Source organism: Nicoliella sp. ESL1149, from assembly GCF_058107265.1.
Map to the genome: position 1 here is coordinate 700,299 of NZ_JBYLUE010000002.1, position 23,486 is coordinate 723,784.

Here is a 23,486-nt window from a genome sequence, read left to right on the forward strand (position 1 = left end):
TAAACAAATGAAATTTTTTAAAACTTATATTTTACCACTATTAATTTTAATAGTTTTGGTATTATTATTGCGTGGATTTGTAGTTCAAAAAGTTCGGGTATCTGGTGATTCGATGCAACCCAATTTGGAGAATAATCAAAAAGTAATTGTTTTTAAATTAGCGCCCATTAAGCATTTAAGCGTAATTGTCTTTAATGCAACGGGAGAAGATCCAACTGCAACGACGAAAGATGATTATTATGTTAAGCGAGTCATCGGTTTGCCTGGGGATAAGGTTAGTTTTGAAAATGGCAATATTTACGTTAATAATAAAAAAGTTACGCAAAAGTTTATTAGTAATGATCAACGAAATGCAGGAACCGAAACGGTACCATCTGAAAAAAACACTAATCCGAATGGGGTAACGGTCAAACAAAGTGCAACTTGGAATATTCACAAGCTAGCTCAAAATTGGCCAAGCAATACCAAAGCGGTTAAGGTTCCCAAGGGTGATTATTTTGTTTTAGGTGATCATCGAAGCATTTCTAACGACAGTCGTTACTGGGGCTTTGTTCCAAAAGATAAGGTTCTAGGAGTTGTCCATACTTTCCCTTGGGGAACGAGTGCTCATAAACAAACGAATGTTAATTCATTAGGATATTAGGATGAAAATCATCTCAGTTAGAGATGATTTTTTTCTTTGATTTTAATAAATAGATGCTTAAATCTGTGATACAATAACTGTTAATGACGTTTGGACGGGGGAAAGATTTGTGAAAATTTTTAAAGACTATGTAGTGCCCATATTAATTGCAATTTTATTGGTTTTCTTGTTAAACCGATACGTATTTAAATTGGTGACGGTTAGCGGGCCTTCAATGGAACCTAACTTAGAGAATAAGGAAAAAATTGTTGTTTTTCCATTAGGGCACATTAATCACTTAAGTGTAATTGTTTTCAATGCTGTTGGGGAGGATCCTTCAGCAACTGGAAATAAGGATTATTACGTTAAGCGGGTTATTGGACTACCTGGGGATAAAGTTAGCTTCACGAATGGTAAATTGTACGTTAACAGTAAGAAAGTGAACCAAAGTTTCATTAGTAAGAACCAACAAACAACGGGAACTGCAATTACAAGTACTCAACAAACGGGTAATTGGAACATTCATCAGTTAGCATCCCACTGGCCTGCTAATCGAAAAGCTGTTAAAGTCCCACAGGGTAAATACTTTGTGTTGGGTGATCACCGAAGTGTTTCTAACGATAGTCGTTATTGGGGCTTCGTTGATAAAAGTAAAATCTTAGGAGTTGTTCACACCTTACCATGGGGAACAAGCCAAACTGAAAAACGAAATATTAATTCATTAGGATATTAAAAACAAAAACATCTTTAATTAACAAATGATCTAAATGTTAATTAAAGATGTTTTTATTTCGAAATTGGTTTTATAAATAAGATTTGGTACAATGATAAGTTAATATCCCCAAAGGAGTTGAAAATCGTTTGAAAAACCCAACATTTAAATTTGCATTTAAACAATCACTGCCAATTATGGCAGGTTTTTTATTTTTAGGTGCCACATATGGAATTTATATGCATCAGGAAGGATTTAACTTTTTGTATCCCACTTTAATGGCTGCTACAATTTTTGGAGGATCAATAGAATTTGTGGTCGCCAATTTACTGTTGAAATCATTTGATCCATGGCTCGTTTTCTTTTTAACGTTGGTGATTAACTCTCGTCATTTATTTTACGGATTATCAATGTTAGATCGGTATAAGGGAACTGGAAAAAGCAAGTTGTTTTTGATTTTTGGGATGTGTGACGAAAGTTTTTCAATCAATTTTGCGACACACGTTCCTAATGGAATCGATCAAAAATCATTTATGGTAGATGTAACGATTCTTAATTATTTATATTGGGTAACTGGCGCATTCTTAGGTGGGGTGTTAGGAGGATTGATTCCAATGCAAATTCCTGGAATTTCATTTGTAATGACGGCCTTGTTCATTGTTTTATTCATGGGCCAGTTCATTACCGAAAAAAGCCACTTTAATTCGATTATCGGAATTATTATAGCAATAATTTCATTATTATTAGCGGGACCTAATTTATTTTTACCCGTTAGTATGTTCGCAACGGTGGTCATCTTATGGTTACGATATCGAAAGGAGGAAAAAAGATGATTTTAACAGAACAAATTATTACAATTGCTATTGCTTCAATTACAACAATGTTGACTCGATTTCTTCCCTTTTTAATTTTCCCAGCCAATAAACCCACGCCTAAGTTTATTCAATATCTAGGTAAAACATTACCACCAGCCATTTTAGGGATGTTAGTCATCTATTGCTATAAAGGAGCAATCCTAAATATTGATTTAGGAACTGGATTGGCATTAATTTCTGGTGCATTAACGGTGATCGTTCATCTATGGAAAAGAAACATGATGATTTCAATCGCTACCGGAACGATTAGCTATATTATTTTGGTAAATTTTATTCATTAAAAAACCATTTCAATTCTGACTTAGAATGAAATGGTTTTACTATTAAAGTTTAAATTGTTTATATTCAGTAAATAATTTTGAAAAAGTATTTAATTTATCAATTTTATTAGGATCTAACTTTAACTTTTTACCAGCTTCAGCCCCGATTCTAAAAATATCTTCTAAGAAATAGCTAGTACAATTCTTATGATTAAGTTTTAAACTGAATTTAACGGTGTTCATTGCACAACGATATTTACCAGAATGCAACCAAAAATCACTAACTTTAGCACAAATAAATGCTAATTGAATGCTATGATATTTGATATCATTGTATTCTTTCTTTAATGGAGCTATGATTTCGAATAAATAACTAGCTTCATCAGTTTGATTATTTTTTTGATAAACGATTCCCTTGATAGTGTAAGCCAGTAACGTATAAATATTATTCGTGTCATTATGGGTTTCCATTAACACTTTATCACAATTAAAAGAACTTTCCCGAAGTTCACCTTGATTGAATTTATATAATGCAATGATAAATTCGTATTGGGCTTTAGAATCATTCGTTAAGTTAACTTTACTTAATTTCTTGATATCTTTTTCCGATACAGAACTGGGATTGCAATATAATGCGTATTCAATCTCATTAATATTGGAATGATCAGTACTAGAATTCTGATTAAAGTCAGAGAAAACATCGTTGAGAGTTAATCCTAATCTCAAACAAAGGCTGATCAGAATTTTAGTTGTTGGTGGAATGTTATGCTTTTCAATTTTACTAATCGTATTTTGTGTACAAATTCCATTAGCTAGCTCAGTTTGGGTAATTCCCTTTTCTTTTCTTTTTTTAACAATTGCATTCCCAATAAACAATTTTTTCACCTCTATAGTAACTCATATAAAAAATAATGAATTTATATTACTCATATAATAAATATAAATTCATCTGCGATTAAATCGACAACTATATATTATCACAATTTTTAAAGTATAAACATTAATTTACAATGTAAAATATTAAGATTATTTGAATTGCCTAACATTTTTTAATAATCTTTTTATAAACTTAGATAATAAAAGACGATAATCTTCTATGATGGTAGATGGAATGGTATAATGAATGATGTAATTATTGAGATAAGGAGCGATTTACGCTATGCAAATGATTGATAAAATCGAAAACGCTGTTAAAACAGTTTACGATCAAGATAAAATCAATATTGACAGTTTAAAGATTATTCCAGAAACACCATACTGGGCAATGGTTGGTTTGGTGAACAATGGCGAATGTGAACTTCAATTCCAAGTTCATAATGACTCTGAAGTTCGTCTTTTAATCCCTCTTCAATTAGAAGATTGGGGCGTTTTCAACATTAACAATTTCCCTGACTTAGCTTCTGTTAAGAGTAAGTTCAAGGGAATGGAAAAACACCGAGTTAGCGGAAATGGATTTAATATTTATTATTATGATCCATATCACTGTTTAACAACTACAATTAACGTTAATGATGTTAGTTTACCTGAAGCAATTAATAAGATGGTAAGCACATACAAAGATTTATTAAAGTAGTTTATTAGAAAATAAAATGAGGGTTAATCAATTTGATTAATCCTTTTTTTGTTAACTTAAATTTGTGGAGGATAAGTATATGGATAGAAATGTCTTGGATTCACAAGAATTAAATGCACTCAGAAGTGATTATTTAAACCGACCTGATGAACCGATGCTTGGCAATATGATTCAGACCAATGGAATTCGTAAAATTGCCCAAGATCCGAAATCTAAGATTAGATTAAATCACACTTTTTCAATTGATTTAAAAGCAACAGATAATGATAAAATTACTGATCAAAAACGCGCTGGTTTTTGTTGGATGTTTGCCACAATGAATATCCTAAGACATCATTGGATCAAGAAATATAACGTGAAAGGGTTTGAAATTTCTGTTAATTATTTCTTTTTCTGGGATAAAATTGAACGGGCAAATAAATACTTTGGTTCAATTCTTGATACGGCTGATAAGCCAACTAATGATCGCTTTGTTCGTTCATTTTTAGATTCACCAGATGATGATGGTGGTGAATGGGACATGGTCGTATCATTAATTGAAAAGTATGGAATAATGCCAGATAGTTCTTTTCCACGAACTGCGGTTACTAATAACACGGGTGATTTTAATAATACGCTCGGTAAAAAACTTCGTCGGGACGGAATGAAATTACGTCAATTAGTGGCTAACCATGCTTCAGATGATGAAATTAAAACCACACGGAATAAGATGCTAGAAGAAGTATATCGAATGACGGCCATTTCTGTAGGAATTCCACCCCGTAAATTTGATTTTGAATATCGGGATGAAAAGGGTAATTATCATCTTGATAAAGGATTAACGCCTCAAGACTTTTATCATAAATACTTTGATGTTAAATTAGCTGACTACGTCCCCATAGGAAACTATCCACAACATAAGTTCGATCAGCTTTATGTTCAACCTGATGGCGATAATGTCGTTGGTGGACATCAAGTTCATTATCTGAATTTAGATATGCAAACTTTGAAAAGGGCAGCTATTGCACAATTAAAGGATGGAGATCCGGTTTGGTTCGGCAATGATGTGGTTAAACAATCTAATAACCAAGATGGGTTGTTCGACGAACATTTATATCATTATGATGAATTATTTGATATGGACCTTCAAATGGATAAACGTTCTCGTTTTCAATCTCAACAGGCCCAATCAACACATGCGATGACTTTTACCGGTGTTGATTTAGATCACGATGAACCCATTAAATGGCAAGTTGAAAATAGTTGGGGAGCGAAACAGGGAAAAGATGGTTATTACGTAATGAGTGATGACTGGATGGATGCCCATGTTGACGAAGTTGTTGTTAACAAGAAATATTTAAGTGAAGAACAACAAAAGATGTTAAATCAAGAACCAATAGTATTACTACCTTGGGAATAAGAAGGAGTTTTTCGAATGTCAGAAAACAAAACGGCTTTAACAAAGGAACAACTACAACAGTTTGAAAAAGATTTTGCTAATTATCCCAATGGGGATGTTTTAATGCGTGCTGTAAGTCAAAATGGAATCAATAACACAGCTAAAGATCCCCAAGCAGCATTACGGACGAATCCAGTTTTTTCAGTAGAAGTAAAAACCGGAAAAGCGACTAATCAACGGCAGAGTGGTCGGTGTTGGTTATTTGCAATGACGAATAATTTACGGCAAAAATTTGCCAAGCATTATCATGTAAAAGATTTTGAATTATCCCAAAGCTATCTTTTCTTCTGGGATAAAATCGAACGAGCTAATATTTTTTATGATCGGATGATTGCTACAGCTGATCGACCAACAACTGATCGTACAGTTGCATTCTATTTAGCTGGTCCTGGAACTGATGGAGGACAATGGGCAATGGCAGCAGCATTAGTTCAAAAATATGGTGTTGTTCCTACGAGTGTCTTTCCTGAAAGTAAAGTTACCATGAATACTAGTGATTTTGATATGGTTATGAATCTTAAGCTACGTCGAGATGGAATGGAACTGCGTCAATTGGTAAACAACGGTTCTAGTGATGCTGAAATAATGACAGCTCGGCATAAAATGATGACAGAAGTTTATCGAATGACGGCTATGTCAGTTGGATTACCACCGGAAAAATTTGATTTAGAGTATCGGGATGATAATGATGAATATCATTTGGATCAAGGATTGACTCCCCAAAAATATTTCAAAAAATACTTTGAAGTTGATTTAGATGATTATGTTGTTTTGAGTAATTCACCGGACAAGGAATATAACAGGACTTATCGCTTAGCTAGTCAGGAAAATGTAGTTGGTGGAAAGCAAATTACTTTTTTGAATTTACCAATGAATGAACTTAAGACGGCGGCAATTAAGCAATTAAAAGATGGTCATACAATTTGGTTCGGTAATGACGTTTCTCAACAGTCGGATCGTCAAAAAGGAATTTTGGATAGTCATTTATATCGTCGTGATCGATTATTTGGAGTTGATTTGGATATGACGAAAGCTCAACGGTTGGAATATCATGAAGCAACCGTTTCACACGCGATGTCCATTACAGGAGTAAACCTTGTAAATGGGAAACCAAACCGTTGGAAGGTTGAAAATAGTTGGGGTGACAAGAATGGTCAAAATGGCTCTTTTTGTATGGATGATGATTGGATGAATGATTATGTATATGAGGTCGTTATAGATCGAAAGTTTTTGACAGATGAACAACGTGATGCAGCTAAACAGGCACCAATTGCTCTAGAACCCTGGGATTCATTAGAATAAACTAAAAAAGATTTCTCATTTTTTGAGAAGTCTTTTATCTTTTAATAATGCAAATCCCCTTATTGACTGGCATGTGTTCATTTTTAAGAATGAAAACGTGGCCACCCTTACCAATGGTGGTAATAGCTAAATCGTTGAATAGGGTATTCTTTTCATTTACTGGAGCATCGTCATTAATTAATAACGTATCAACATCGCCCTCAGAAACAGCATTGATAATTTCATTGGGATCAGAGGTCGTTTGTTTCATTTGTTGAGATTGGTCGTAATGGACCTTGATGTTTTTTAAGGCAGCTTTAAATAAAGTCTTAGAACGATTAAGATGTTTGAATTGGGCATCTGATAATAGGTCAATGATTTTCATTGTATCACCAACAAAGTAATTTGCATCAATTGGATGTTCAACTTTAAATATTTTTAGCATCGTTGGTCCAATGTAAATAGCAAAGCCCTTTGTTCTACGTTTATTGAAGAACCTTGGTAAATGAATTTGATTAAACTTATCTTCGTAATCGTTCCATTGATAGCTAGAACCTTGTTCGGAAATTTCATCATCAATCTTATTCTTAAAATCATTGATTGTTTGTTTATAATTTTCTGGTTTAGCATGGGCCTGTTCAGCTGGAACAAAGATTGATAGGAAGGGACCAGGTTCAGATTCTAACGTTAACATACTCTTTAATTGTTCAAATGATGCCATAGCATTGACCTCCTTTATTTATCCATCTTATTTTCTAGTATATCACTCAATTTGTCAAAGGCGTTTGGATTTGCAATTTGTTTGAAAGAAATTTATAATCATGGAATCTGATTTAGGGAGGGTGGGCTCAATGAAACTTGAATTAACGTTAGATAATGATTTAAGTTTGAAATTAAAAAAGATGGCCAAACAGCAACATCAAACACTTGAAACAACAGCTATAGATATTTTACAACAAGCTGCAGAATCAGGAAATCTAGAACAACGTCAATTTATTGGGAAAGTTATTAGTGGTCGCGAAATTATAAAACATGATGACTTAGTATTAATCAGTGGAATTTATTATCGCTATCAAATTAAAGATAATCAACCTGTTAATAAAACTTTAGATTATCAAATCATTAATAGTGACGGGAATTTAATTATTTTACAACCAAGGGAGTAATAGCAATGTTAGGAATTCGGATTATTCATCAAAATTCACAGGGATTAGTGGAAACGTTAGGAAAATATAGTCGAACGGTTGATTCTGGAATGCATTTGTACATTCCATTTGTTCAACGAATTCGCGAAGTTAGTTTGGCAATGGTGCCAAAGAGTTTGAAACGTTATTCCATTATCACGAAAGATAATGCAGAGGTATCGGCAAGTGTTACGTTAAACTATCACGTTACAGAAGCAGTAAAATATCAATATGAGAATACTGATTCTGTTGAATCAATGTCTCAGTTAGTACGGGGACATTTAAGGGATATTATTGGTCGCATGGATTTGAACGAAGTTTTAGGATCGACTGCTAAAATTAATCAGGATTTAGCTCAAGCAATCGGTGATTTAACTAATACCTATGGCATCAATGTTGATCGAATTAATATTGATGAACTTACACCATCTCAAGCAATTCAAGAAGCAATGGATAAACAATTGACGGCGGATCGTGAACGTAAAGCAGAAATATCTAAAGCTGAAGGGGATGCCCAATCGATTCAACTTCGGACAAAAGCCCAAAACGATGCGTTAATTGCGACGGCAAATGCAAATGCTCAAGCTACTAAGATCAAAGCAGATGCAGAAAAATATCGAATTGATACGATTCAATTAGGATTAAAAAATGCTGATGATAAGTATTTTAATAATCAATCAATCGCCGCTTTTAGTAAGTTAGCAGAATCAGATACTAATTTGGTCGTAGCACCGGTTGATCAAGCTGCCCAATATGGACAAATGAAGACGTTTCAAAAAGTTTGGCAAAGTGGAGATGCTACCAATAAATAATTAAAACAATTCAATTAGCATGCGAGGGGAAATGAATTATTTTCCCTTTTTTTAATGTTATAATTAAAAAATAGTAGAAAGAGGGTTTCAAAAAATGGTATTAGGAATCGTAAATGTAATATTAGCGATCAATATCTTGTATGCAATTATCACCGTTTTTAGACAAAAGCGAGATATTGCTGCAACCTGGGCTTGGCTAATTGTTTTAATCTTTTTTCCCGTAGTTGGGTTTATCTTATATGCTTTTGTGGGGCGGAAGTTACCTAAGAAACGATTATTTCGTTTTCAAATGCAAAACGAAGTTGAGGTTGATGATGTTTTAAAAACTGAATTACCCAAATTAACGGATAAGAAAATTACATCTTCTGACAAGATTTCTCGGGAAGCAATTAGTTTAATTAGGATGTTTATCAATAATAACCATGCTTTTTTAGCCCGTCAAAATGATGTCAAAATATACACAGATGGAAATTCTTTATTTGATCAAATTATATCTGATATTAAAGCGGCTAAATCATCGATTAATATTGAGTTCTATACCTTTTATAGTGATGATATTGGAACTCAGATCCGTGATTTATTAGTTCACAAAGCTAAAGAAGGTGTTGAGGTTCACGTTATTTATGATAGTTGGGGTTCAATGGGAACGACGCGAAAATTTTTCAAACCACTAACGGATGTTGGTGGTTTAGCAGAACCATTCTTACATACTCATTCAGTTATTTTGGATTTTCGACTAAACTTTCGTGACCATAGAAAGATTATTGTTATTGACGGTAAAATTGGTTATGTTGGTGGTTTTAACATTGGTGATCAATATCTAGGGCGTAAAAAGAAGTTTGGTAATTGGCGAGATACACATTTAAGAATTATGGGTTCGGCAGTTTTTGCGCTTCAAGCTAAGTATATTTTAGATTGGAACGTTACTGATATTTACCGACCAATGAATCCTAAGGAAAAGAAATTCTTCCCAATTGGACCTAGTTTAGGACCTACTGATATGCAAATTGTCACTAGTGGACCTGATTCAGATGATGAACAAATTAAGATGGGATATATTAAAATGATTGGGATGGCCAAGGAGACCTGCTGGATTCAATCACCATATTTAATCCCTGACGATAGTACACTGGATGCATTGCGGATTGCAGCTAGTTCGGGAGTTGATGTTCGGATTATGGTTCCTTGTATGCCTGATCATGCTTTTGTTTATCGAGCTACTCAATACTATGCTAAACAGTTAGCAAATGATGGCATTAAGATTTATTTCTATCAAAAAGGATTCATCCATGCCAAAACAATGGTTGTTGATGGGAAGTTTGGTTCAGTTGGTTCAGCTAACTTTGATTTTCGAAGCTTTAAATTAAACTTTGAAATTAATGCTTTTATTTATGATAAAGATGTTTGCCAACGATTAGTTCAAATCTATCAAGATGATATTAAAGATAGCCAAATTCAAAAACCAAAAGATTTTGCCAATCAATCACGTTGGTTGAAATTTAAACAAGTATTTAGTCGCCTATTATCACCAATTTTATAGGAGGAATAAGAATGCAAACAATGATTTTTGCACATCGTGGAATTCCCGTTAAATTCCCAGAAAATTCATTAGAAGGATTTCAATATTGTTTAGAGAATGGTGCAGATGCTCTTGAGTTCGATGTCCACCTTACAAAGGATAATATTCCAGTTGTAATGCATGATGAAAAAATCAATCGGACTACTGATGGGAAGGGATATATTAAAGATTACACTTTAGAAAAGTTACAGCATTTCCATCTAGCAAATGGAGAAACGATTCCAACCCTATCTGATTTTTTTACACTAGTTGGTCAGCATGATATTCATTTGAATTTAGAATTTAAAACGAATAAGATTCATTATCCTAACATTGAAAAAATTGTTTTGGATAAAGTTGCTAAACTTGATTTAAAATATCCAATCATCTATTCATCATTTAATATTGAAAGCCTTCGTGAGGCTCAAAAAATTGCTCCTGATGAAGATTATAATTATTTATTTGAACGCCACTTACGTCATCCAGAAAAGATAATTGAAAAAGAACATTTTAATGCCGTTCATCCTGGTTATTATATTAAAGGATTAGAACGTCATGAACGGATATGGACAGTTGATAATATTATTAAACAGACTGATTTAATTAAAAAGAATGTTTTAGGTCTATTTACTAATAATTTTGAACAGGCGCAATTGATTCGAGACGAACGCCAATCATAAAAATAAAAAATGACATAGTAAGATGCTATGTCATTTTTTATTTTTGAGAGAGGTTGCAATTTTGTGAAAAATATATCATAATAATACGTATGTTATTTTTATAAATACGAATAATGTTCGTGAATTCGAACTTGGAGGAATCTTTTTAGATGGAATTAATGAATAAAGATAATCGCTTTACCAGTAACCAGAAGCGGACTTTGGCTTCAACGACTGCTGGATTTGCTTTGGAAAATATGGATAGTATGTTCTTATCATTTGCGATTGCACCAATGATTTTATCACTACATATTAGTCCAACCGCTGCTGGAGCTACTTCTACAATTACCAACATGGGTAAATTATTTGGCGGAATCCTATTTGGATACATGGCCGATCGTTTTGGTCGGGTGAAAGTTTTTTCTTTAACCATTTTCCTATTTGCTCTTGCTACAGGAGCGATGTTCTTTGCTCATAATATTGAAACGATTTATATTCTACGATTCTTAGCTGGGGTTGGTTCTGGTGGTGAATTTGGTGCTGGAGTTTCATTAATTTCTGAAAACTTTCAGGATCGTAAAGTTGGAAAGTTAATTGGAGCTTCTACCACTGGGGGTCAACTTGGTGGAATTTTAGCTGCTATAATATCATCATTTATGATACCTACTTTTGGTTGGAACGCACTGTTCTTAGTTGGATTAGCGCCAGTTATCTTAGCATTCTTAATTCGTCGGAATCTTCAAGAAAGTCCTGTGTTTGAAAAGGAAGTTAAGCAAGACAAGGCGAAACAAGATCGTCCACATGTTAAAATTAGTGAATTATTCAGAACACCTAAATTAGCATGGCAATCATTTGTTATTTTGATCATGGTAATCGTTGAAAATGCTGGTTATTATGGAATAATGAACTGGTTACCAACCATTATGCAAAAACAACTTGGCGTTTCAATTTCTAAGTCGTCGCTTTGGATGATCGTTACGATCTTAGGAGTTAGTGCCGGAATGTTCACATTTGGATTTGTGTTAGATAAAATTGGTCCACTTTGGGCATTTGGATTATACATGGGAATTGCAGCTGTCTCGGTTTATGGAGTTGCTCTTTCTCATTCAGCAATCGTACTTTTAATTGCCAGTGCATGTGCCGGATTCTTCGCTGCAGGGTTCTACGGTGGTTTTGGGGTTATCATTAGTCGTCTTTATCCCACCAACGTTAGAACAACTGCTAATAATATGATTATGGCACTTGGTAAGTTCATTGGTGGATTTTCACCATTGTTAATGGGATTATTCTTATCATTACATTATTCAACAGTTAGAATTATGTCGATGCTAACGATTATGTACGTTATCGCAGTTATCGTTATGTTGACGGTTCCTAATCTAAGAAACTTCAACGAAAAATATGGAAAAGCTGAAATTAAATAATGGATTTAAAAGTTGGTTAATGACCAGCTTTTTTATTTTGGGCCAATTTGTAATTATTTCTAAAGTAGCTTATAATCGTTTAAGGAAATTTAATAATATATCTCGTGGAAATACTTCTCGGGAAATAAAAGATGCCTGTGAGCATCTATTTTTGGAAGGATTGTTTGATTAATGTCAAATGCTACAAGTAATAAGAGCCACTCTTTAACTGAGAATCAAAAACTAACGATTGTCTCGACAACAACTGGTTTCGGATTGGAAAATATGGATGGAATGTTCATTTCATTCGCTTTATCTTCAATCATTGCGACGTTACATGTTAGTAACACTGCTGCTGGTTTGATTCAAACCGTTACAATGTTTGGGACGTTATTGGGTGGTATTTTTTTTGGGATTTTAGCGGATAAAATTGGTCGGGTCAAAGTTTTTACTGCAACCATTCTTATTTTCGCTCTTGCCACTGGAGCAATGTATTTTGCTCATAATATTTGGATTATTTATATCCTTAGATTCTTCTGTGGAGTCGGTACTGGTGGTGAATACGGTGCTGGAATGACTTTAATTGCTGAGAACTTTCCAAATGGAAAGATTGGAAAAGTTTCTTCCTTTGCTTCTATCGGTGGTCAAATTGGAACGATCATTGCATCGCTTGCTGCCGCTATAATTATTCCTCATTTTGGTTGGAATGCATTGTTTCTAGTAGGAATTTTACCAGTTATCTTCGCTTTTATTGTTCGCCGACATTTAAAGGAAAGTGATGAGTTTATTTCTCACCATGATAAGCCTGAAGATGAAAAGGAAAGTGGTTCAATTTGGCATCTTTTCTCTGGTCGGGTAGTAGCATTACAAACACTTGGTTTAACATTAATGATGATGGTTCAAACCGGTGGTTATTATGGTTTAATGAACTGGTTACCAACCATTATGCAAAAGAAGTTGGGGTTAACAGTTTCTGGTTCATCGCTTTGGATGATCGTTACAATCGTTGGAATGAGTTTGGGAATGCTAGCATTTGGGACGATTATGGACCACTTAGGTGCTAGAAAGGCTTTTGGGTTATTCTTAGTGGTTGCAGCAATTTCTGTATACGCAATCGTATTTGCCTTTAATGCATTTACGCTATTCTCCGCAGCATTCGTACTTGGATTCTTTTCTAACGGTATGTACGGTGGTTATGGGGTAGTTGTAAGTCGGCTTTATCCTGTTGAAAATCGGGTTACAGCTAATAGTTTTATCTCAAGTGTAGGTAAAGTATTAGGTGGTTTCTTCCCCCCAATCATTGGTTTACTGATGGATAAGTCATCTTTAACTATTGTAATGTTATTCTTATCTATTATGTATTTGATTAGTTTTGTAGTAATGATGTTAATTCCGGCATTACGGAATAAAAATTTTGAATAAAATAAAAAGATTAGCCAATTGGCTAATCTTTTTTAATCAACAATTAGATAATAAATATCTGCATCATGGTATTGACCATCTCGTTGGAGGTGGTCTTTTAATATTGCTTCATGGGTGAAACCTAATCTTTGAGGAATTGCCCGACTAGCTTCATTTTCAACATCAACAACGATTATTACCTTATGAATATCTAGTTCATCTTGAATAGCACCAATTAATGCTTTAACAGCATTGGTAATAATTCCATTTCCTTGAAATTCTTTTGAAAGCCAATAACCAATTTCAACACTGTGGTTATTAAAATTAAAATTATGGAGATCAACCATTCCAATAGCCTGTTCGTTTGTATATAGAACATAGGTTTGAACAGGACCAGTTAGGAATTGTTCTTTACTCATTTGTAAAAAGCGTGCTTCATCACTTGGGGTTTGAATCTGGTCAGCCCAAGCTAAAAAACTTTTAATTTGATCATGAGTTACCGTTAAAGCATGGAACAAGTCATCTGCAAAATAAGGTTCAGGAGCAACGATTTGAACTTGATAATCATTACTATTAAATGAAGTCAAAGTTAACATCTAATCACTTCCTAAAGTATTTTTGCATTGCCAAAACAATGTCTTTTGCAACTTTATCTTTGTACTGTGTATTTCGAATGTATTTAAGATCTTTAGTGTTATCCATAAAACCCATTTCAATTAATACAGATGGACGTTGATTATTTCTTAAAACGTAGAAATTACCAAAGTTAATTCCACGATCTTTTAGTGGTAGGTTTCCAAATTCAGTATCTAATTGGTTGGCAAATGCACTTGCCGTATCGTAATACTTATAGATTCCAAAACCAGTTCCGTCATTAATAGTAGGGGAAGAATTATAGTGAAAACTAATGTAGAGGTTTGCTTTACTTTGGTTCGAAATCGTGGCCCGTTGATTTAGACTAACGGTTTTATCACTACTTCTAGTCATAATAACTTGTGGGGAGTTAGCCTTTAATAATTGCCGAACTTTCATTGCTAAGGGTAAAGTGTATGTTTTTTCCATATCCTTAGTACTTTCACCCATATGAGTCAATGTTCCTGAATCTTCACCACCATGGCCTGGATCTAAAACGATCGTAGCTTCTGGTAGATTAGATGCAGTCTTGGCATTATATTTTGAATCGTCCAATAACCACGAAGCGACCCAGCCAGTTTTACCAGCAACTTCAACTTTCCACCAATTCGTCGTTTCATTCTTTTTGACGATTTGATATTTAGTATTAGTCGGAATCGTTTGAATTACCTTGGCATTAATTGAAGGGGTGGCTCGTAGATTAATGTTTTTGGCTCTAATTGTCGGAATGGCGACGTATTGAATTATCTTAATGATAATAAGTCCTAAAATACTGATTGTAATAATTGCTCGAATGGCCCAAATTCCTGGTGAAACATCAATAAATTTATGCCAGCGTTGGTTCATTTTCTTTGCCTCCATTTGCTAATTACCTTATTATAGAGATAATTTGGTATTGAATGCAATTTTTATCTTCAATCTAATAGTGGAAAATTAAAATCGAGGAGAAATAACAGTGCCTAAAAACGTCTTAAGTGTTAAGAAGTTAAATGTAAAAGTAGATGATCGGGAGTTGATTCATGAAGCGACTTTTGATGTCCCTGCCGGTTTTTTAACCTGTGTCACAGGAGAAAATGGAGTTGGTAAGACGACGCTAATGAAGACATTATTAAAGCAGCGTTATCATAATGATCAACATGTTCAATTCAAAATCAATTCCAATTTAATTCAATACGTTCCGCAATTTCGAAATGTAGATGAGGAGTATCCTTTAAAAGTGAAAGACTTTATCGTCTTAGGACGAAGTCATTCATTGATTCCATGGTTAACAAGAAAAGAATTGAATCTTCGTTCAGAAGTATTAGCGGCAACTGATTTAAAACGGCTTGAAAACGAACCCATGGGGCGTGCTTCCGGCGGAGAGAAACAGCGTGCATATTTAGCTCAAGCGTTAATGAGTAATCCAGAACTATTGATTCTAGATGAAACAACGGCTAGTTTAGATAAAGATGCTAAAATTACGTTGCTTCAATTAGTAGTTAACGAAATGCATAAGCATCATATGGCAGTGATGTTTATTACTCATGATCCTAGTTTAATTCAACGGTTTGGTGATTATGATCTTCATATTGAGGACCATCATGCAACAATGAATAAATTAGGGGGTGAAGCATAATGTTATCATATCCATTTATGCAATACGCGTATATTGCTAGTTTCTTTATCTCTATTTTATGTGGTTTGATGGGGGTTTTCGTTGTTGCGCGTAAGACTTCTTTCTTCACCCATACACTATCTGAAATTGGTTTCTCAGGAGCGGCCTTTGGATTGTTTATGAACATTTCACCAATTATTGGAATGTTGATCTTTACAATTGTTAGTTCACTATTAATTGGGACAGTGGGAGATAACTTAAGTCGTCGAGAATCCTCAATCAGTGTCTTTTCTGGATTATTTATTGGTTTAGGAATCTTATTCCTATCATTAGCAAAAACGCAATCGACTTATGCGACGAATATTTTATTCGGAAGTATTGTCGGGATTAGTGTTAATGAGATTCAAACCTTAGTAATTTTAAGTATTATAATTATCTTAGGGATTATTTTATTCTATCGGAAACTGAAGTATAATTCATATGATAGTATTGGTGCAACCTATAATGCTCGTTATAATACTTTTACTTCGATTGCCTTTTTGGTATTGTTAGCTTCCACAGTTAGTGTTACCGCTCAAATTGTGGGATCATTATTAATTTTTACATTGTTAACGATTCCAGCTTCGGCTGCTAAGTATTTTGTGCATTCCGTTTGGTCAATGAGTTTATTAACGTTTGCCTTTTCATTATTCGGGACATGGGTTGGGCTATACCTATCTTACATTACGAATTTACCCGTCAGTTTCTTTATTGCTGCAATTGAAGCCTTCTTCTACGTTGTTGCAATAAGTTATGATAAGTTAAAAAAGATTTAAGGAGATTTTTGTTAATGAAAAAACGTGCATTATTATTACCAGTAATTGGACTCAGTTTATTATTAGCTGCTTGTGGTCAACAAAATAGTAGTAATAGTTCATCAAGTAGTTCTAGTCATTCTGAAAATGTTTCTAGTAGTTCATCAAGTAGTTCCAGTTCGAAGAGTTCAAGTACCAGTAGTTCAAGTAGTTCTGCTTCTAATTCACAAAGTGATTCGACTAGTCAATCTGCTAAGGATGATGGTTTCAACACTACTAAGAATGGAAATACAACTAAGTACACTAAAGACGGTCAAGATGTAGCTACCTACACAAAGACGAATGAAGCAAGTGAAAGTGCTGCAGCTAATGATCTTCAATACTATAATGATCCTAGTGAGAATAAAGGGTTGCCAACTGTTGATTTAGGACATGGAATCACGGGGGCAAAAGATGCTGGAGCAGGTCAACTTTACATTAACTTTGCAATGGGAAGATGGTCATTAACTGTTCATGGTGAAAATAGTAATGAATCGGCTGCTGTTTCTTCAGCTAAAAATTTAAATGACCTTTTACAAGGCCAAAGTCTACCAGTTCCTAATTCAAAGGGAGCCATTATGTTATCAGCCGATGGTAGTTCCATCAATATTCAATGGCAAGATGGAACAACTGTAAATACGATTACAAGTTCTCAACCTGACAATGCAATTAAAATTGCCGCCTCACTTCGCTAATCTTAATTTTACTGTAATTAGAATGTAATTAAGCTATGTTATACTGTGATTAAATATTAGAAAAGGGAAGCTTGATGATTTTGAAAACACATAATTTGAAAAAAAGCTTGTTAGGAATTGTTGTCTTTATGGCAGCATTAGCGGTATGTTTTTGTACGACCGGTCGTTCGGACAATGCTAAGGCTTCAATTAGTATGAACCCAGCCTATGATTTATCTGAATGGCAACATAATTTTACTGCTTCTCAAGTTAAAAAATTAAAGAATGAAGCTAGTTTTGTGATTTTAAGAGCTCAATATGGAAGTTCCTATCATGATAAGACATTTGCGCATAATCTTTCTTTAATTCAACAGTATCACGTTCCATATGGTGTTTATAGTTACAGTATGTATGTTTCACCCAGTGATGCGAAAGGTGAAGCTAAATCATTATATAAATTAGCACCAGATGCTGGATTTTACGTTAACGATATTGAACAAGATAGTACCAGCGGAACGTTAAATAGTTCTACTGCTGCTTGGGCAAATGAAATGAGAACGTTAACTAATAAACCAGTTGTATTATACAGTGGTTTGAACTTTATGAATACGAAGATTGGTTCTGCCAAGAATAACTACGATGCACTTTGGTTAGCTGCATACTCTAGTTACGAACCAAGTCCTTCTTATCATTATGATTTATGGCAATTTACTGATTCCAAATACAGTTCTGCATTGAACCAAAAAGTTGATGCTTCTGTAATTCCTACTGGTGGAAAGCCATTATCATTCTGGACTGGTAGTACATCCGTAGATGCTAATAATAGTTCTACACCAAACACTGATATTACTGATCCATCTGCTGATTCATCTGCAGCTTCTAGCAGTAGTGCTGTTAGTTCTTCCGTTGCTAGTTCTGAAGATTCAACTACTGATAGTGATTCAAGTAGTTCTACAACTAAGAAATCTAAGGTAAAGACTTCAACTGCAACTGCAAAAGTTAAGAAGGCTAAAACTAGCAAAGCAACTGTTAAACCTGCAATTAAGGTGATTAAACCAAAAGTTAATTCCAAACTTTATTATTCATCAAAACAAGTCAAAAAATTGAGAGTAATTAGTAAATCTGGAATTAACGTTTATAATTCTAAAAACAAAAAAATGCGTCATTATAAAAAAGGCAGCATTATTAAGATTAAGGGTTTCCGTCAATTAGGAACTGTTAGTCAAGCTGTAATGAGTAATGGGAATCATTTTACTGCTAGTAAGCAATTAGTAAAATGGGCTAAATAAAATTAGTTTTAAACATCCAATGGAATTTAAATCCATTGGATGTTTTTTTATGCTCAAATAATTTTTTGTTTGACAGTTAGCATATCTTCATGTACGCTATAAATAACTTAAGTAATCTATATATGACTTAAACAATATATATATAACTTAAGCATAGGAGATAGCAAAATGAAAAATAGGGTAAAAATTTATCGAATTGAGAAAGGTTTGCAGCAAAAAGAGTTAGCTAAGATGGTAAATGTTTCACGACAAACAATTGGATTGATCGAAAAGGGGGACTACAATCCTTCTTTGAAATTGTGCGTGAATATCGCTAAAGCTTTAGAAACAGATTTAAATACGTTATTTTGGAGGAAAAATGATGAATAAAGAGAAAGAAAGTATTTATATTAAGATGATTCGTTTTATGTATAAAATTGATGGTCCGTTAGATGAATACCGTATTCAAGAAATTAATCGAATTGGAAATAATGCTTTTATGGTTCTGTATTATTATTATATTTTGTCTACAATTGGACTAGGATTAGCTTTTTTTAATTTTCCTGCAGAAAATGTTTTGTTAACGTTGTTTTTTGGAAATGTAGCTATTTTAACGTTGATTATGTTTTATATTTGGTGGGTAGGGTATCGGCTTCACTTAAGTGAAGTAGATGCATATGACAACAAAGATTATAAGCAATTAATTAAGAATGCAAAGCATAGGGCGATTAGAAATGGAATTTATTTTTTAATCTATGAAAAATTATACTTTATGATTATGTCATTTTTTATGGATCAAGGGCATGATTCTATATTGAAGTTATTGCTTGATGGTCATACTAATCGAATTATTTTAATTAGTTGTCCAATTTTTATAATTATAATCTATATTCAATATCGAAGAAGGATAAAGAAATAAATATTTTGGAGACTATTAATGAATAATTACCTTTTAATTGTGAAAACAATAAACGTGCTATGGGAATTCCAATGATTCTTTTATTTTTAGTTTTCATTAGTAATTGTTATTTTATATTATTAATTTTAAAAAGTTTATATTAGGAGTGTTGAAGATTAATAATCAAACAAAAATTAGCTCCCAGTTAAAACAAATAAATTTAGCAAGCATTATTTTATGGGGATTCTATGGGGCTTTCTTTTTCATTGGAATGTATCATATCTTTATGTTTATGGTAATAGCGTTAATTGCAGCAAATATTGCTTTCTTTAGTTTTTTAGTTTATAAGGTAAAAAGGATTAATAAAATTAATAATATGGCTCTAAAGCAGAATATTTACTTCATTATTCAATTTGTTGATGCATTTGCTTTAATGGGTTGGATAATTACTTATTCTGACGGTAATGTCTTGTTATCTTTGTGGCCCCAATGGGAAATTTTGTTGATTCTCTTGATGATTTTGTTAAAAGCGTTTGTGTTATTTAAGGTGGTTCCTTATTTAGATGGTTCATCGTTTTATAGTATTCATTTGAACTTATTGGATAATACTGCGCTCATGAAATATAAATTAAGTACAAAACAAAAATTGGTTATTTATATCCTATTTATATCCTATTATTAATATCTGCTACATCAATACTAGCTTTATTAGATACTTTGGCTAATTCATAAGGAGAGATTATAATGTTTGAAAGAAAAAATAAGAATAGAAGACGGCGTTTTAAAAAGATATGTACTGATAAGCCGGCTGTTGGTTTTCAAGAATTTGATGTTTATTATGATACCGAAACAGGCGTTGAATATGTAATTAATAGTTCTGGATTTGGGAGTACAATGCTAATGTTACGTGATAAAGATGGAAAACCATTAATTTATAATCAAGAAGAGGGTTAAATATTAATGACTAGAGAAAATATTTATAAAAGCACGATTATCGGATTATTTATTTTAGACATTATCTGTATTAATTACATTAATAAAGCTCAAGGAATGAGTTTTTATTTATGGAGTGGGCTAGCAGTTTTGGATCTGATGGCTATTGTGACCATTAAATATTATTTTAATAAATCCAGTAAATTATTATATTTAATCATGATTGTTTTATTCCTAATTAGTTATTTAATATTGATATTGTGTAATTATATCTAAGAAAATAAAAAAGCGATCCTAATCATAAGATTAGGATCGCTTTTAAGTTGTTTATCAGCTAACAACTAAAGAATTTGACAGAATTCAATTCTTTCATGGTTAGGACCTTGAATGTTGAAGAAACGAATTCCGTTATCCCAGAATGAAGGGATTGATTGAATTTCGCTATCTAAAACGTTTAAGCCCATCTTTTTAGCTTCTGCATATGCTTTGTCAACATCAGTAGTGTTCATTGAGAAATGGTTGATAGCACCATCACAGTCAGCGACAGGGTCACCTTCCCAAGTTTCAATAATGAGGTTGCCATAGTGCATGAATGCACAACGGTTTTCACCATTCTTGAATAAACCTTTTTGATCGAAACCTAACTTCTTGTAGAAAGCGATAGTTTCGTCTAAATCCTTGGCAGGAATACCAATGTGTTGAATACCAGTAAAGTAATCATCTAAAGCCATTTTAAAAGCCTCCAATTAAGTTTATTTTTTAATTAAAATATTAGTCTAAGTCTTCGTTAACGTGAACGACAGTCTTACCTGGTTTACGTTTGGAACCATCTAATACACCAACAACTTCGTCTAACTTGATAACGTTGCTAATTAATGGTTCAACATCAACTTCACCACTTGCCATTAATGCAAGGGAGTCTTCGAAGGAGAATGGGTTAATGAATGAACCCTTGATGTCTAATTCCTTTTGGAAAACTTCGTAAGTGTTCATAGTGAATGTTTGATCTGGACGACCAACACCAAACATTAATACTTGACCACCCTTAGCAGCAACTTGAACTGCCTTTTCTTGAGTTTCTGGACGACCAACAGCTTCGATAACGATATCGTAGCTTTCTTTAATGTCGCCAGTTTCAGTATTAATTACGTGGCTAGCACCAGTCTTCTTTTGTTCTTCAGCTAACTTGTCATCATGACGACCAGTTAAGTCAACGTGTTGAACACCGTAAGCCTTTAATAATTCAACGAATAAAAGACCCATGTAACCATCACCCATAACTAAAGCGTTCATGTGTGGTTGTAAGTGTAAACGACGAACACCGTGAACACCACAAGATACAGGTTCAGTAGAACAAGCAGCCTTTAATGAAAGGTTATCTGGAACATGGTATACAACTGATTCAGGAGCAGTGAAGTATTGTTCAAGACCACCATCACGAGTAACACCAACAGCTGATAATTCTTCAGCAAGTTGTGGACGATCTACACGGAAGTACTTATCCTTAGGGAAGTAGATGTTAGGGTCAACAGCAACACGGTCACCCTTCTTGAATTGGGTAACCTTTTCACCAACGGCTTCAACAACACCTGAGTTTTCGTGTCCTAAAACGATTGGTGGAACAGCAGGTGCTGAACCTGGAAGTCCATTAAATAATGCATCATCAGTACCACAGATACCAGCATAAGCAGTCTTAACAACAACTTCTTCTGGTGCAGGCTTTGGCATATCGCGATCTTCGATATCCATGCTCTTTACTTTGTTCATAACTAAAGCTTTCATGTTCAAAAATCTCCTTCATATAAATTATTATTTTTGTATTGAAACCTGAAGAAAGTTTCAATATTTCAATACCAATTTTAAATCATTTTTGCAATTCTTCCAATGATAACGCAAAGTTTCCTAAAGTAGCTGAGTGATTATCTTCGGCTCGAGGCATGCGAATATATTGTTTCAATTCGCCTACGTTAATGTAGCCATTTAATAATTTTTTAAAATGCACTCTAACCATTTCTAAGAACTTTTCTGAAACTACTCCGCCACCAAAAATAATCTGTTTTGGTCGAATAGTTAAGGTTGCTTGCATCGCAGCTTGGGCAACATAGTAAGCCATGATGTCCCAGACCGGATCACTAATTGGGACTTCAGGACCTAAGCGGCCTGTTCGAGCCTCAAAAGTAGGTCCTGCGACCAAACCTTCTAAGCAATCACCATGAAAGGGACAAATTCCATTAAAGGCTAAATCATCAGGATGACGTTTTAACATTACATGTCCCATTTCTGGATGACCCATGTCTCCAACAAAATGACCGTTTATAATGATACCAGCACCCACCCCAGTTCCAATTGTGTAATACACGAGAGAACTAGGTGGATTTTTTTCGGTTGCAGCAAGAATATATTCACCATAAGCAGAACCGTTAACGTCAGTTGTCCAATAAATCGGGATATCAAAAGCCCGTTTCATGGTTCCAACGAAATCAGCATTATGCCAACCAACTTTAGGAGTATCAGTGATAAATCCATAAAGTGGTGAATCATGGCGGAGTTCAATTGGACCAAATGATGAAATACTCATTGCTTTTAGGTCATTAAAATGACTAAAGTAATCGATGGTCCGCTTGAAAGTTTCTTCGGGCGTTGTCGTTGGGATTGTAATACTATCGATAATTTGTAAATATTGATTACCGACAGCACAAACGAATTTGGTTCCACCAGCTTCGATACTACCTAACAACATACGGGAAACTCCTTACGTATTTTTCAGCAACGATAAAGTTGCACTTGTGATTATTTGATTGCTTCTGCAATCAAGTTCCATTCTAACGTGAACGGGACTTTAAAGCAAAAGACAATTCTTAATAAAAACATCACA

28 protein-coding genes are annotated in these 23,486 nt (G+C 33.8%); 21 read left to right on the top strand and 7 right to left on the bottom strand.

Annotation, left to right across the window (positions count from 1 at the left end; genetic code table 11):
- Positions 1-7: 7 nt before the first annotated feature.
- From lepB (AC3B6G_RS03420) to AC3B6G_RS03435, 4 genes are all read left to right on the top strand, one after another.
- Complete coding sequence (gene lepB / locus AC3B6G_RS03420; protein WP_489849020.1) at positions 8-643, top strand: signal peptidase I; 636 nt, start codon at positions 8-10, stop codon at positions 641-643.
- Between the two features lie 109 nt (positions 644-752).
- Positions 753-1,355 carry a signal peptidase I gene (gene lepB / locus AC3B6G_RS03425; protein WP_489849021.1) on the top strand — a complete coding sequence of 201 codons (603 nt, stop codon included), beginning with the start codon at positions 753-755 and terminating at the stop codon, positions 1,353-1,355.
- A gap of 128 nt (positions 1,356-1,483) precedes the next feature.
- Positions 1,484-2,167 carry an AzlC family ABC transporter permease gene (locus AC3B6G_RS03430; protein WP_489849022.1) on the top strand — a complete coding sequence of 228 codons (684 nt, stop codon included), beginning with the start codon at positions 1,484-1,486 and terminating at the stop codon, positions 2,165-2,167.
- Positions 2,164-2,490, top strand: a complete 327-nt coding sequence (locus AC3B6G_RS03435) for a branched-chain amino acid transporter permease (protein ID WP_489849023.1) — start codon at positions 2,164-2,166, stop codon at positions 2,488-2,490. Before AC3B6G_RS03430 ends, AC3B6G_RS03435 begins: the two co-directional genes overlap by 4 nt.
- A gap of 42 nt (positions 2,491-2,532) precedes the next feature.
- Here AC3B6G_RS03435 and AC3B6G_RS03440 read toward each other — a convergent pair whose 3' ends face one another.
- Positions 2,533-3,345, bottom strand: coding sequence for a helix-turn-helix domain-containing protein (locus AC3B6G_RS03440; protein ID WP_489849024.1), 813 nt, complete (start codon positions 3,343-3,345; stop codon positions 2,533-2,535).
- A 283-nt stretch (positions 3,346-3,628) separates the two neighbouring features.
- Here AC3B6G_RS03440 and AC3B6G_RS03445 point away from each other — a divergent pair, with 283 nt between their 5' ends.
- The 3 genes from AC3B6G_RS03445 to AC3B6G_RS03455 all read left to right on the top strand — a co-directional run bounded on the left by AC3B6G_RS03445 (position 3,629) and on the right by AC3B6G_RS03455 (position 6,782).
- Entirely contained in the window at positions 3,629-4,042 is a 414-nt protein-coding gene (locus AC3B6G_RS03445) for a hypothetical protein (protein WP_489849025.1), read from the top strand.
- Between the two features lie 79 nt (positions 4,043-4,121).
- A complete protein-coding gene (locus AC3B6G_RS03450) occupies positions 4,122-5,441 on the top strand; it encodes a C1 family peptidase (protein WP_489849026.1) in 1,320 nt (439 codons plus the stop codon).
- Between the two features lie 15 nt (positions 5,442-5,456).
- Positions 5,457-6,782: a C1 family peptidase gene (locus AC3B6G_RS03455; protein WP_489849027.1), complete on the top strand. Its 1,326-nt coding sequence runs from the start codon at positions 5,457-5,459 to the stop codon at positions 6,780-6,782.
- Between the two features lie 34 nt (positions 6,783-6,816).
- On the opposite strand, the gene AC3B6G_RS03460 is transcribed toward AC3B6G_RS03455, so the two are convergent.
- Positions 6,817-7,482: a hypothetical protein gene (locus AC3B6G_RS03460; RefSeq protein WP_489849028.1), complete on the bottom strand. Its 666-nt coding sequence runs from the start codon at positions 7,480-7,482 to the stop codon at positions 6,817-6,819.
- A 130-nt stretch (positions 7,483-7,612) separates the two neighbouring features.
- Here AC3B6G_RS03460 and AC3B6G_RS03465 point away from each other — a divergent pair, with 130 nt between their 5' ends.
- The 6 genes from AC3B6G_RS03465 to AC3B6G_RS03490 all read left to right on the top strand — a co-directional run bounded on the left by AC3B6G_RS03465 (position 7,613) and on the right by AC3B6G_RS03490 (position 13,799).
- On the top strand, positions 7,613-7,927 hold the full coding sequence (locus tag AC3B6G_RS03465) for a hypothetical protein (RefSeq protein WP_489849029.1): 315 nt from the start codon (positions 7,613-7,615) through the stop codon (positions 7,925-7,927).
- 5 nt (positions 7,928-7,932) lie between these two features.
- Positions 7,933-8,757: an SPFH domain-containing protein gene (locus AC3B6G_RS03470; RefSeq protein WP_489849030.1), complete on the top strand. Its 825-nt coding sequence runs from the start codon at positions 7,933-7,935 to the stop codon at positions 8,755-8,757.
- Positions 8,758-8,851: 94 nt separating this feature from the next.
- A complete protein-coding gene (gene cls / locus AC3B6G_RS03475) occupies positions 8,852-10,297 on the top strand; it encodes a cardiolipin synthase (protein ID WP_489849031.1) in 1,446 nt (481 codons plus the stop codon).
- 5 nt (positions 10,298-10,302) lie between these two features.
- A complete protein-coding gene (locus AC3B6G_RS03480) occupies positions 10,303-10,995 on the top strand; it encodes a glycerophosphodiester phosphodiesterase family protein (RefSeq protein ID WP_489849564.1) in 693 nt (230 codons plus the stop codon).
- 149 nt (positions 10,996-11,144) lie between these two features.
- Entirely contained in the window at positions 11,145-12,398 is a 1,254-nt protein-coding gene (locus tag AC3B6G_RS03485) for an MFS transporter (RefSeq protein WP_489849032.1), read from the top strand.
- Positions 12,399-12,569: 171 nt separating this feature from the next.
- Complete coding sequence (locus AC3B6G_RS03490; RefSeq protein ID WP_489849033.1) at positions 12,570-13,799, top strand: MFS transporter; 1,230 nt, start codon at positions 12,570-12,572, stop codon at positions 13,797-13,799.
- Between the two features lie 32 nt (positions 13,800-13,831).
- On the opposite strand, the gene AC3B6G_RS03495 is transcribed toward AC3B6G_RS03490, so the two are convergent.
- Both AC3B6G_RS03495 and AC3B6G_RS03500 read right to left on the bottom strand, forming a co-directional pair.
- The gene (locus tag AC3B6G_RS03495; protein ID WP_489849034.1) at positions 13,832-14,374 is read right to left on the bottom strand and encodes a GNAT family N-acetyltransferase; all 543 of its coding nucleotides are present in this window, start codon (positions 14,372-14,374) and stop codon (positions 13,832-13,834) included.
- A 4-nt stretch (positions 14,375-14,378) separates the two neighbouring features.
- A complete protein-coding gene (locus tag AC3B6G_RS03500; protein ID WP_489849035.1) occupies positions 14,379-15,257 on the bottom strand; it encodes an N-acetylmuramoyl-L-alanine amidase in 879 nt (292 codons plus the stop codon).
- A 109-nt stretch (positions 15,258-15,366) separates the two neighbouring features.
- On the opposite strand from AC3B6G_RS03500, the gene AC3B6G_RS03505 reads away from it, so the two are divergent.
- From AC3B6G_RS03505 to AC3B6G_RS03540, 8 genes are all read left to right on the top strand, one after another.
- Entirely contained in the window at positions 15,367-16,026 is a 660-nt protein-coding gene (locus AC3B6G_RS03505) for an ATP-binding cassette domain-containing protein (RefSeq protein WP_489849036.1), read from the top strand.
- The gene (locus AC3B6G_RS03510; RefSeq protein WP_489849037.1) at positions 16,026-16,820 is read left to right on the top strand and encodes a metal ABC transporter permease; all 795 of its coding nucleotides are present in this window, start codon (positions 16,026-16,028) and stop codon (positions 16,818-16,820) included. The genes AC3B6G_RS03505 and AC3B6G_RS03510 overlap by 1 nt, the downstream gene beginning before the upstream one ends.
- Before the next feature lie 14 nt (positions 16,821-16,834).
- A complete protein-coding gene (locus AC3B6G_RS03515; RefSeq protein WP_489849038.1) occupies positions 16,835-17,533 on the top strand; it encodes a hypothetical protein in 699 nt (232 codons plus the stop codon).
- A gap of 80 nt (positions 17,534-17,613) precedes the next feature.
- On the top strand, positions 17,614-18,801 hold the full coding sequence (locus AC3B6G_RS03520; RefSeq protein ID WP_489849039.1) for a GH25 family lysozyme: 1,188 nt from the start codon (positions 17,614-17,616) through the stop codon (positions 18,799-18,801).
- A gap of 168 nt (positions 18,802-18,969) precedes the next feature.
- Entirely contained in the window at positions 18,970-19,170 is a 201-nt protein-coding gene (locus AC3B6G_RS03525) for a helix-turn-helix transcriptional regulator (protein ID WP_489849040.1), read from the top strand.
- The gene (locus AC3B6G_RS03530) at positions 19,163-19,699 is read left to right on the top strand and encodes a DUF3278 domain-containing protein (protein ID WP_489849041.1); all 537 of its coding nucleotides are present in this window, start codon (positions 19,163-19,165) and stop codon (positions 19,697-19,699) included. Before AC3B6G_RS03525 ends, AC3B6G_RS03530 begins: the two co-directional genes overlap by 8 nt.
- Positions 19,700-19,847: 148 nt before the next feature.
- Positions 19,848-20,360 (top strand): hypothetical protein, encoded by a 513-nt coding sequence (locus tag AC3B6G_RS03535; protein ID WP_489849042.1) that lies wholly within the window; start codon positions 19,848-19,850, stop codon positions 20,358-20,360.
- 62 nt (positions 20,361-20,422) lie between these two features.
- Complete coding sequence (locus tag AC3B6G_RS03540; protein WP_489849043.1) at positions 20,423-20,632, top strand: DUF6440 family protein; 210 nt, start codon at positions 20,423-20,425, stop codon at positions 20,630-20,632.
- Positions 20,633-20,952: 320 nt separating this feature from the next.
- Here the strand turns inward: AC3B6G_RS03540 and AC3B6G_RS03545 are convergent, their stop codons facing one another.
- The 3 genes from AC3B6G_RS03545 to scrK form a co-directional block, all read right to left on the bottom strand.
- The gene (locus tag AC3B6G_RS03545) at positions 20,953-21,342 is read right to left on the bottom strand and encodes a VOC family protein (RefSeq protein ID WP_489849044.1); all 390 of its coding nucleotides are present in this window, start codon (positions 21,340-21,342) and stop codon (positions 20,953-20,955) included.
- Positions 21,343-21,382: 40 nt separating this feature from the next.
- Entirely contained in the window at positions 21,383-22,393 is a 1,011-nt protein-coding gene (locus AC3B6G_RS03550; protein WP_489849045.1) for a zinc-dependent alcohol dehydrogenase family protein, read from the bottom strand.
- Positions 22,394-22,475: 82 nt separating this feature from the next.
- Entirely contained in the window at positions 22,476-23,351 is an 876-nt protein-coding gene (gene scrK / locus AC3B6G_RS03555) for a fructokinase ScrK (RefSeq protein ID WP_489849046.1), read from the bottom strand.
- Positions 23,352-23,486 lie beyond the last annotated feature (135 nt).

Excerpts from the sequence above, each read along its gene's own strand:
- AC3B6G_RS03460 (WP_489849028.1), bottom strand. The coding sequence starts at position 7,482 with ATGGCATCATTTGAACAATTAAAGAGTATGTTAACGTTAGAATCTGAA.
- AC3B6G_RS03450 (WP_489849026.1), top strand. The coding sequence starts at position 4,122 with ATGGATAGAAATGTCTTGGATTCACAAGAATTAAATGCACTCAGAAGT.
- AC3B6G_RS03500 (WP_489849035.1), bottom strand. The coding sequence starts at position 15,257 with ATGAACCAACGCTGGCATAAATTTATTGATGTTTCACCAGGAATTTGG.
- AC3B6G_RS03510 (WP_489849037.1), top strand. The coding sequence starts at position 16,026 with ATGTTATCATATCCATTTATGCAATACGCGTATATTGCTAGTTTCTTT.
- AC3B6G_RS03455 (WP_489849027.1), top strand. The coding sequence starts at position 5,457 with ATGTCAGAAAACAAAACGGCTTTAACAAAGGAACAACTACAACAGTTT.
- AC3B6G_RS03470 (WP_489849030.1), top strand. The coding sequence starts at position 7,933 with ATGTTAGGAATTCGGATTATTCATCAAAATTCACAGGGATTAGTGGAA.
- scrK (WP_489849046.1), bottom strand. The coding sequence starts at position 23,351 with ATGTTGTTAGGTAGTATCGAAGCTGGTGGAACCAAATTCGTTTGTGCT.
- AC3B6G_RS03550 (WP_489849045.1), bottom strand. The coding sequence starts at position 22,393 with ATGAAAGCTTTAGTTATGAACAAAGTAAAGAGCATGGATATCGAAGAT.
- AC3B6G_RS03495 (WP_489849034.1), bottom strand. The coding sequence starts at position 14,374 with ATGTTAACTTTGACTTCATTTAATAGTAATGATTATCAAGTTCAAATC.
- AC3B6G_RS03485 (WP_489849032.1), top strand. The coding sequence starts at position 11,145 with ATGGAATTAATGAATAAAGATAATCGCTTTACCAGTAACCAGAAGCGG.
- AC3B6G_RS03530 (WP_489849041.1), top strand. The coding sequence starts at position 19,163 with ATGAATAAAGAGAAAGAAAGTATTTATATTAAGATGATTCGTTTTATG.
- AC3B6G_RS03465 (WP_489849029.1), top strand. The coding sequence starts at position 7,613 with ATGAAACTTGAATTAACGTTAGATAATGATTTAAGTTTGAAATTAAAA.
- AC3B6G_RS03515 (WP_489849038.1), top strand. The coding sequence starts at position 16,835 with ATGAAAAAACGTGCATTATTATTACCAGTAATTGGACTCAGTTTATTA.
- AC3B6G_RS03525 (WP_489849040.1), top strand. The coding sequence starts at position 18,970 with ATGAAAAATAGGGTAAAAATTTATCGAATTGAGAAAGGTTTGCAGCAA.
- cls (WP_489849031.1), top strand. The coding sequence starts at position 8,852 with ATGGTATTAGGAATCGTAAATGTAATATTAGCGATCAATATCTTGTAT.
- AC3B6G_RS03490 (WP_489849033.1), top strand. The coding sequence starts at position 12,570 with ATGTCAAATGCTACAAGTAATAAGAGCCACTCTTTAACTGAGAATCAA.
- AC3B6G_RS03545 (WP_489849044.1), bottom strand. The coding sequence starts at position 21,342 with ATGGCTTTAGATGATTACTTTACTGGTATTCAACACATTGGTATTCCT.
- AC3B6G_RS03435 (WP_489849023.1), top strand. The coding sequence starts at position 2,164 with ATGATTTTAACAGAACAAATTATTACAATTGCTATTGCTTCAATTACA.
- AC3B6G_RS03540 (WP_489849043.1), top strand. The coding sequence starts at position 20,423 with ATGTTTGAAAGAAAAAATAAGAATAGAAGACGGCGTTTTAAAAAGATA.
- AC3B6G_RS03445 (WP_489849025.1), top strand. The coding sequence starts at position 3,629 with ATGCAAATGATTGATAAAATCGAAAACGCTGTTAAAACAGTTTACGAT.
- lepB (WP_489849020.1), top strand. The coding sequence starts at position 8 with ATGAAATTTTTTAAAACTTATATTTTACCACTATTAATTTTAATAGTT.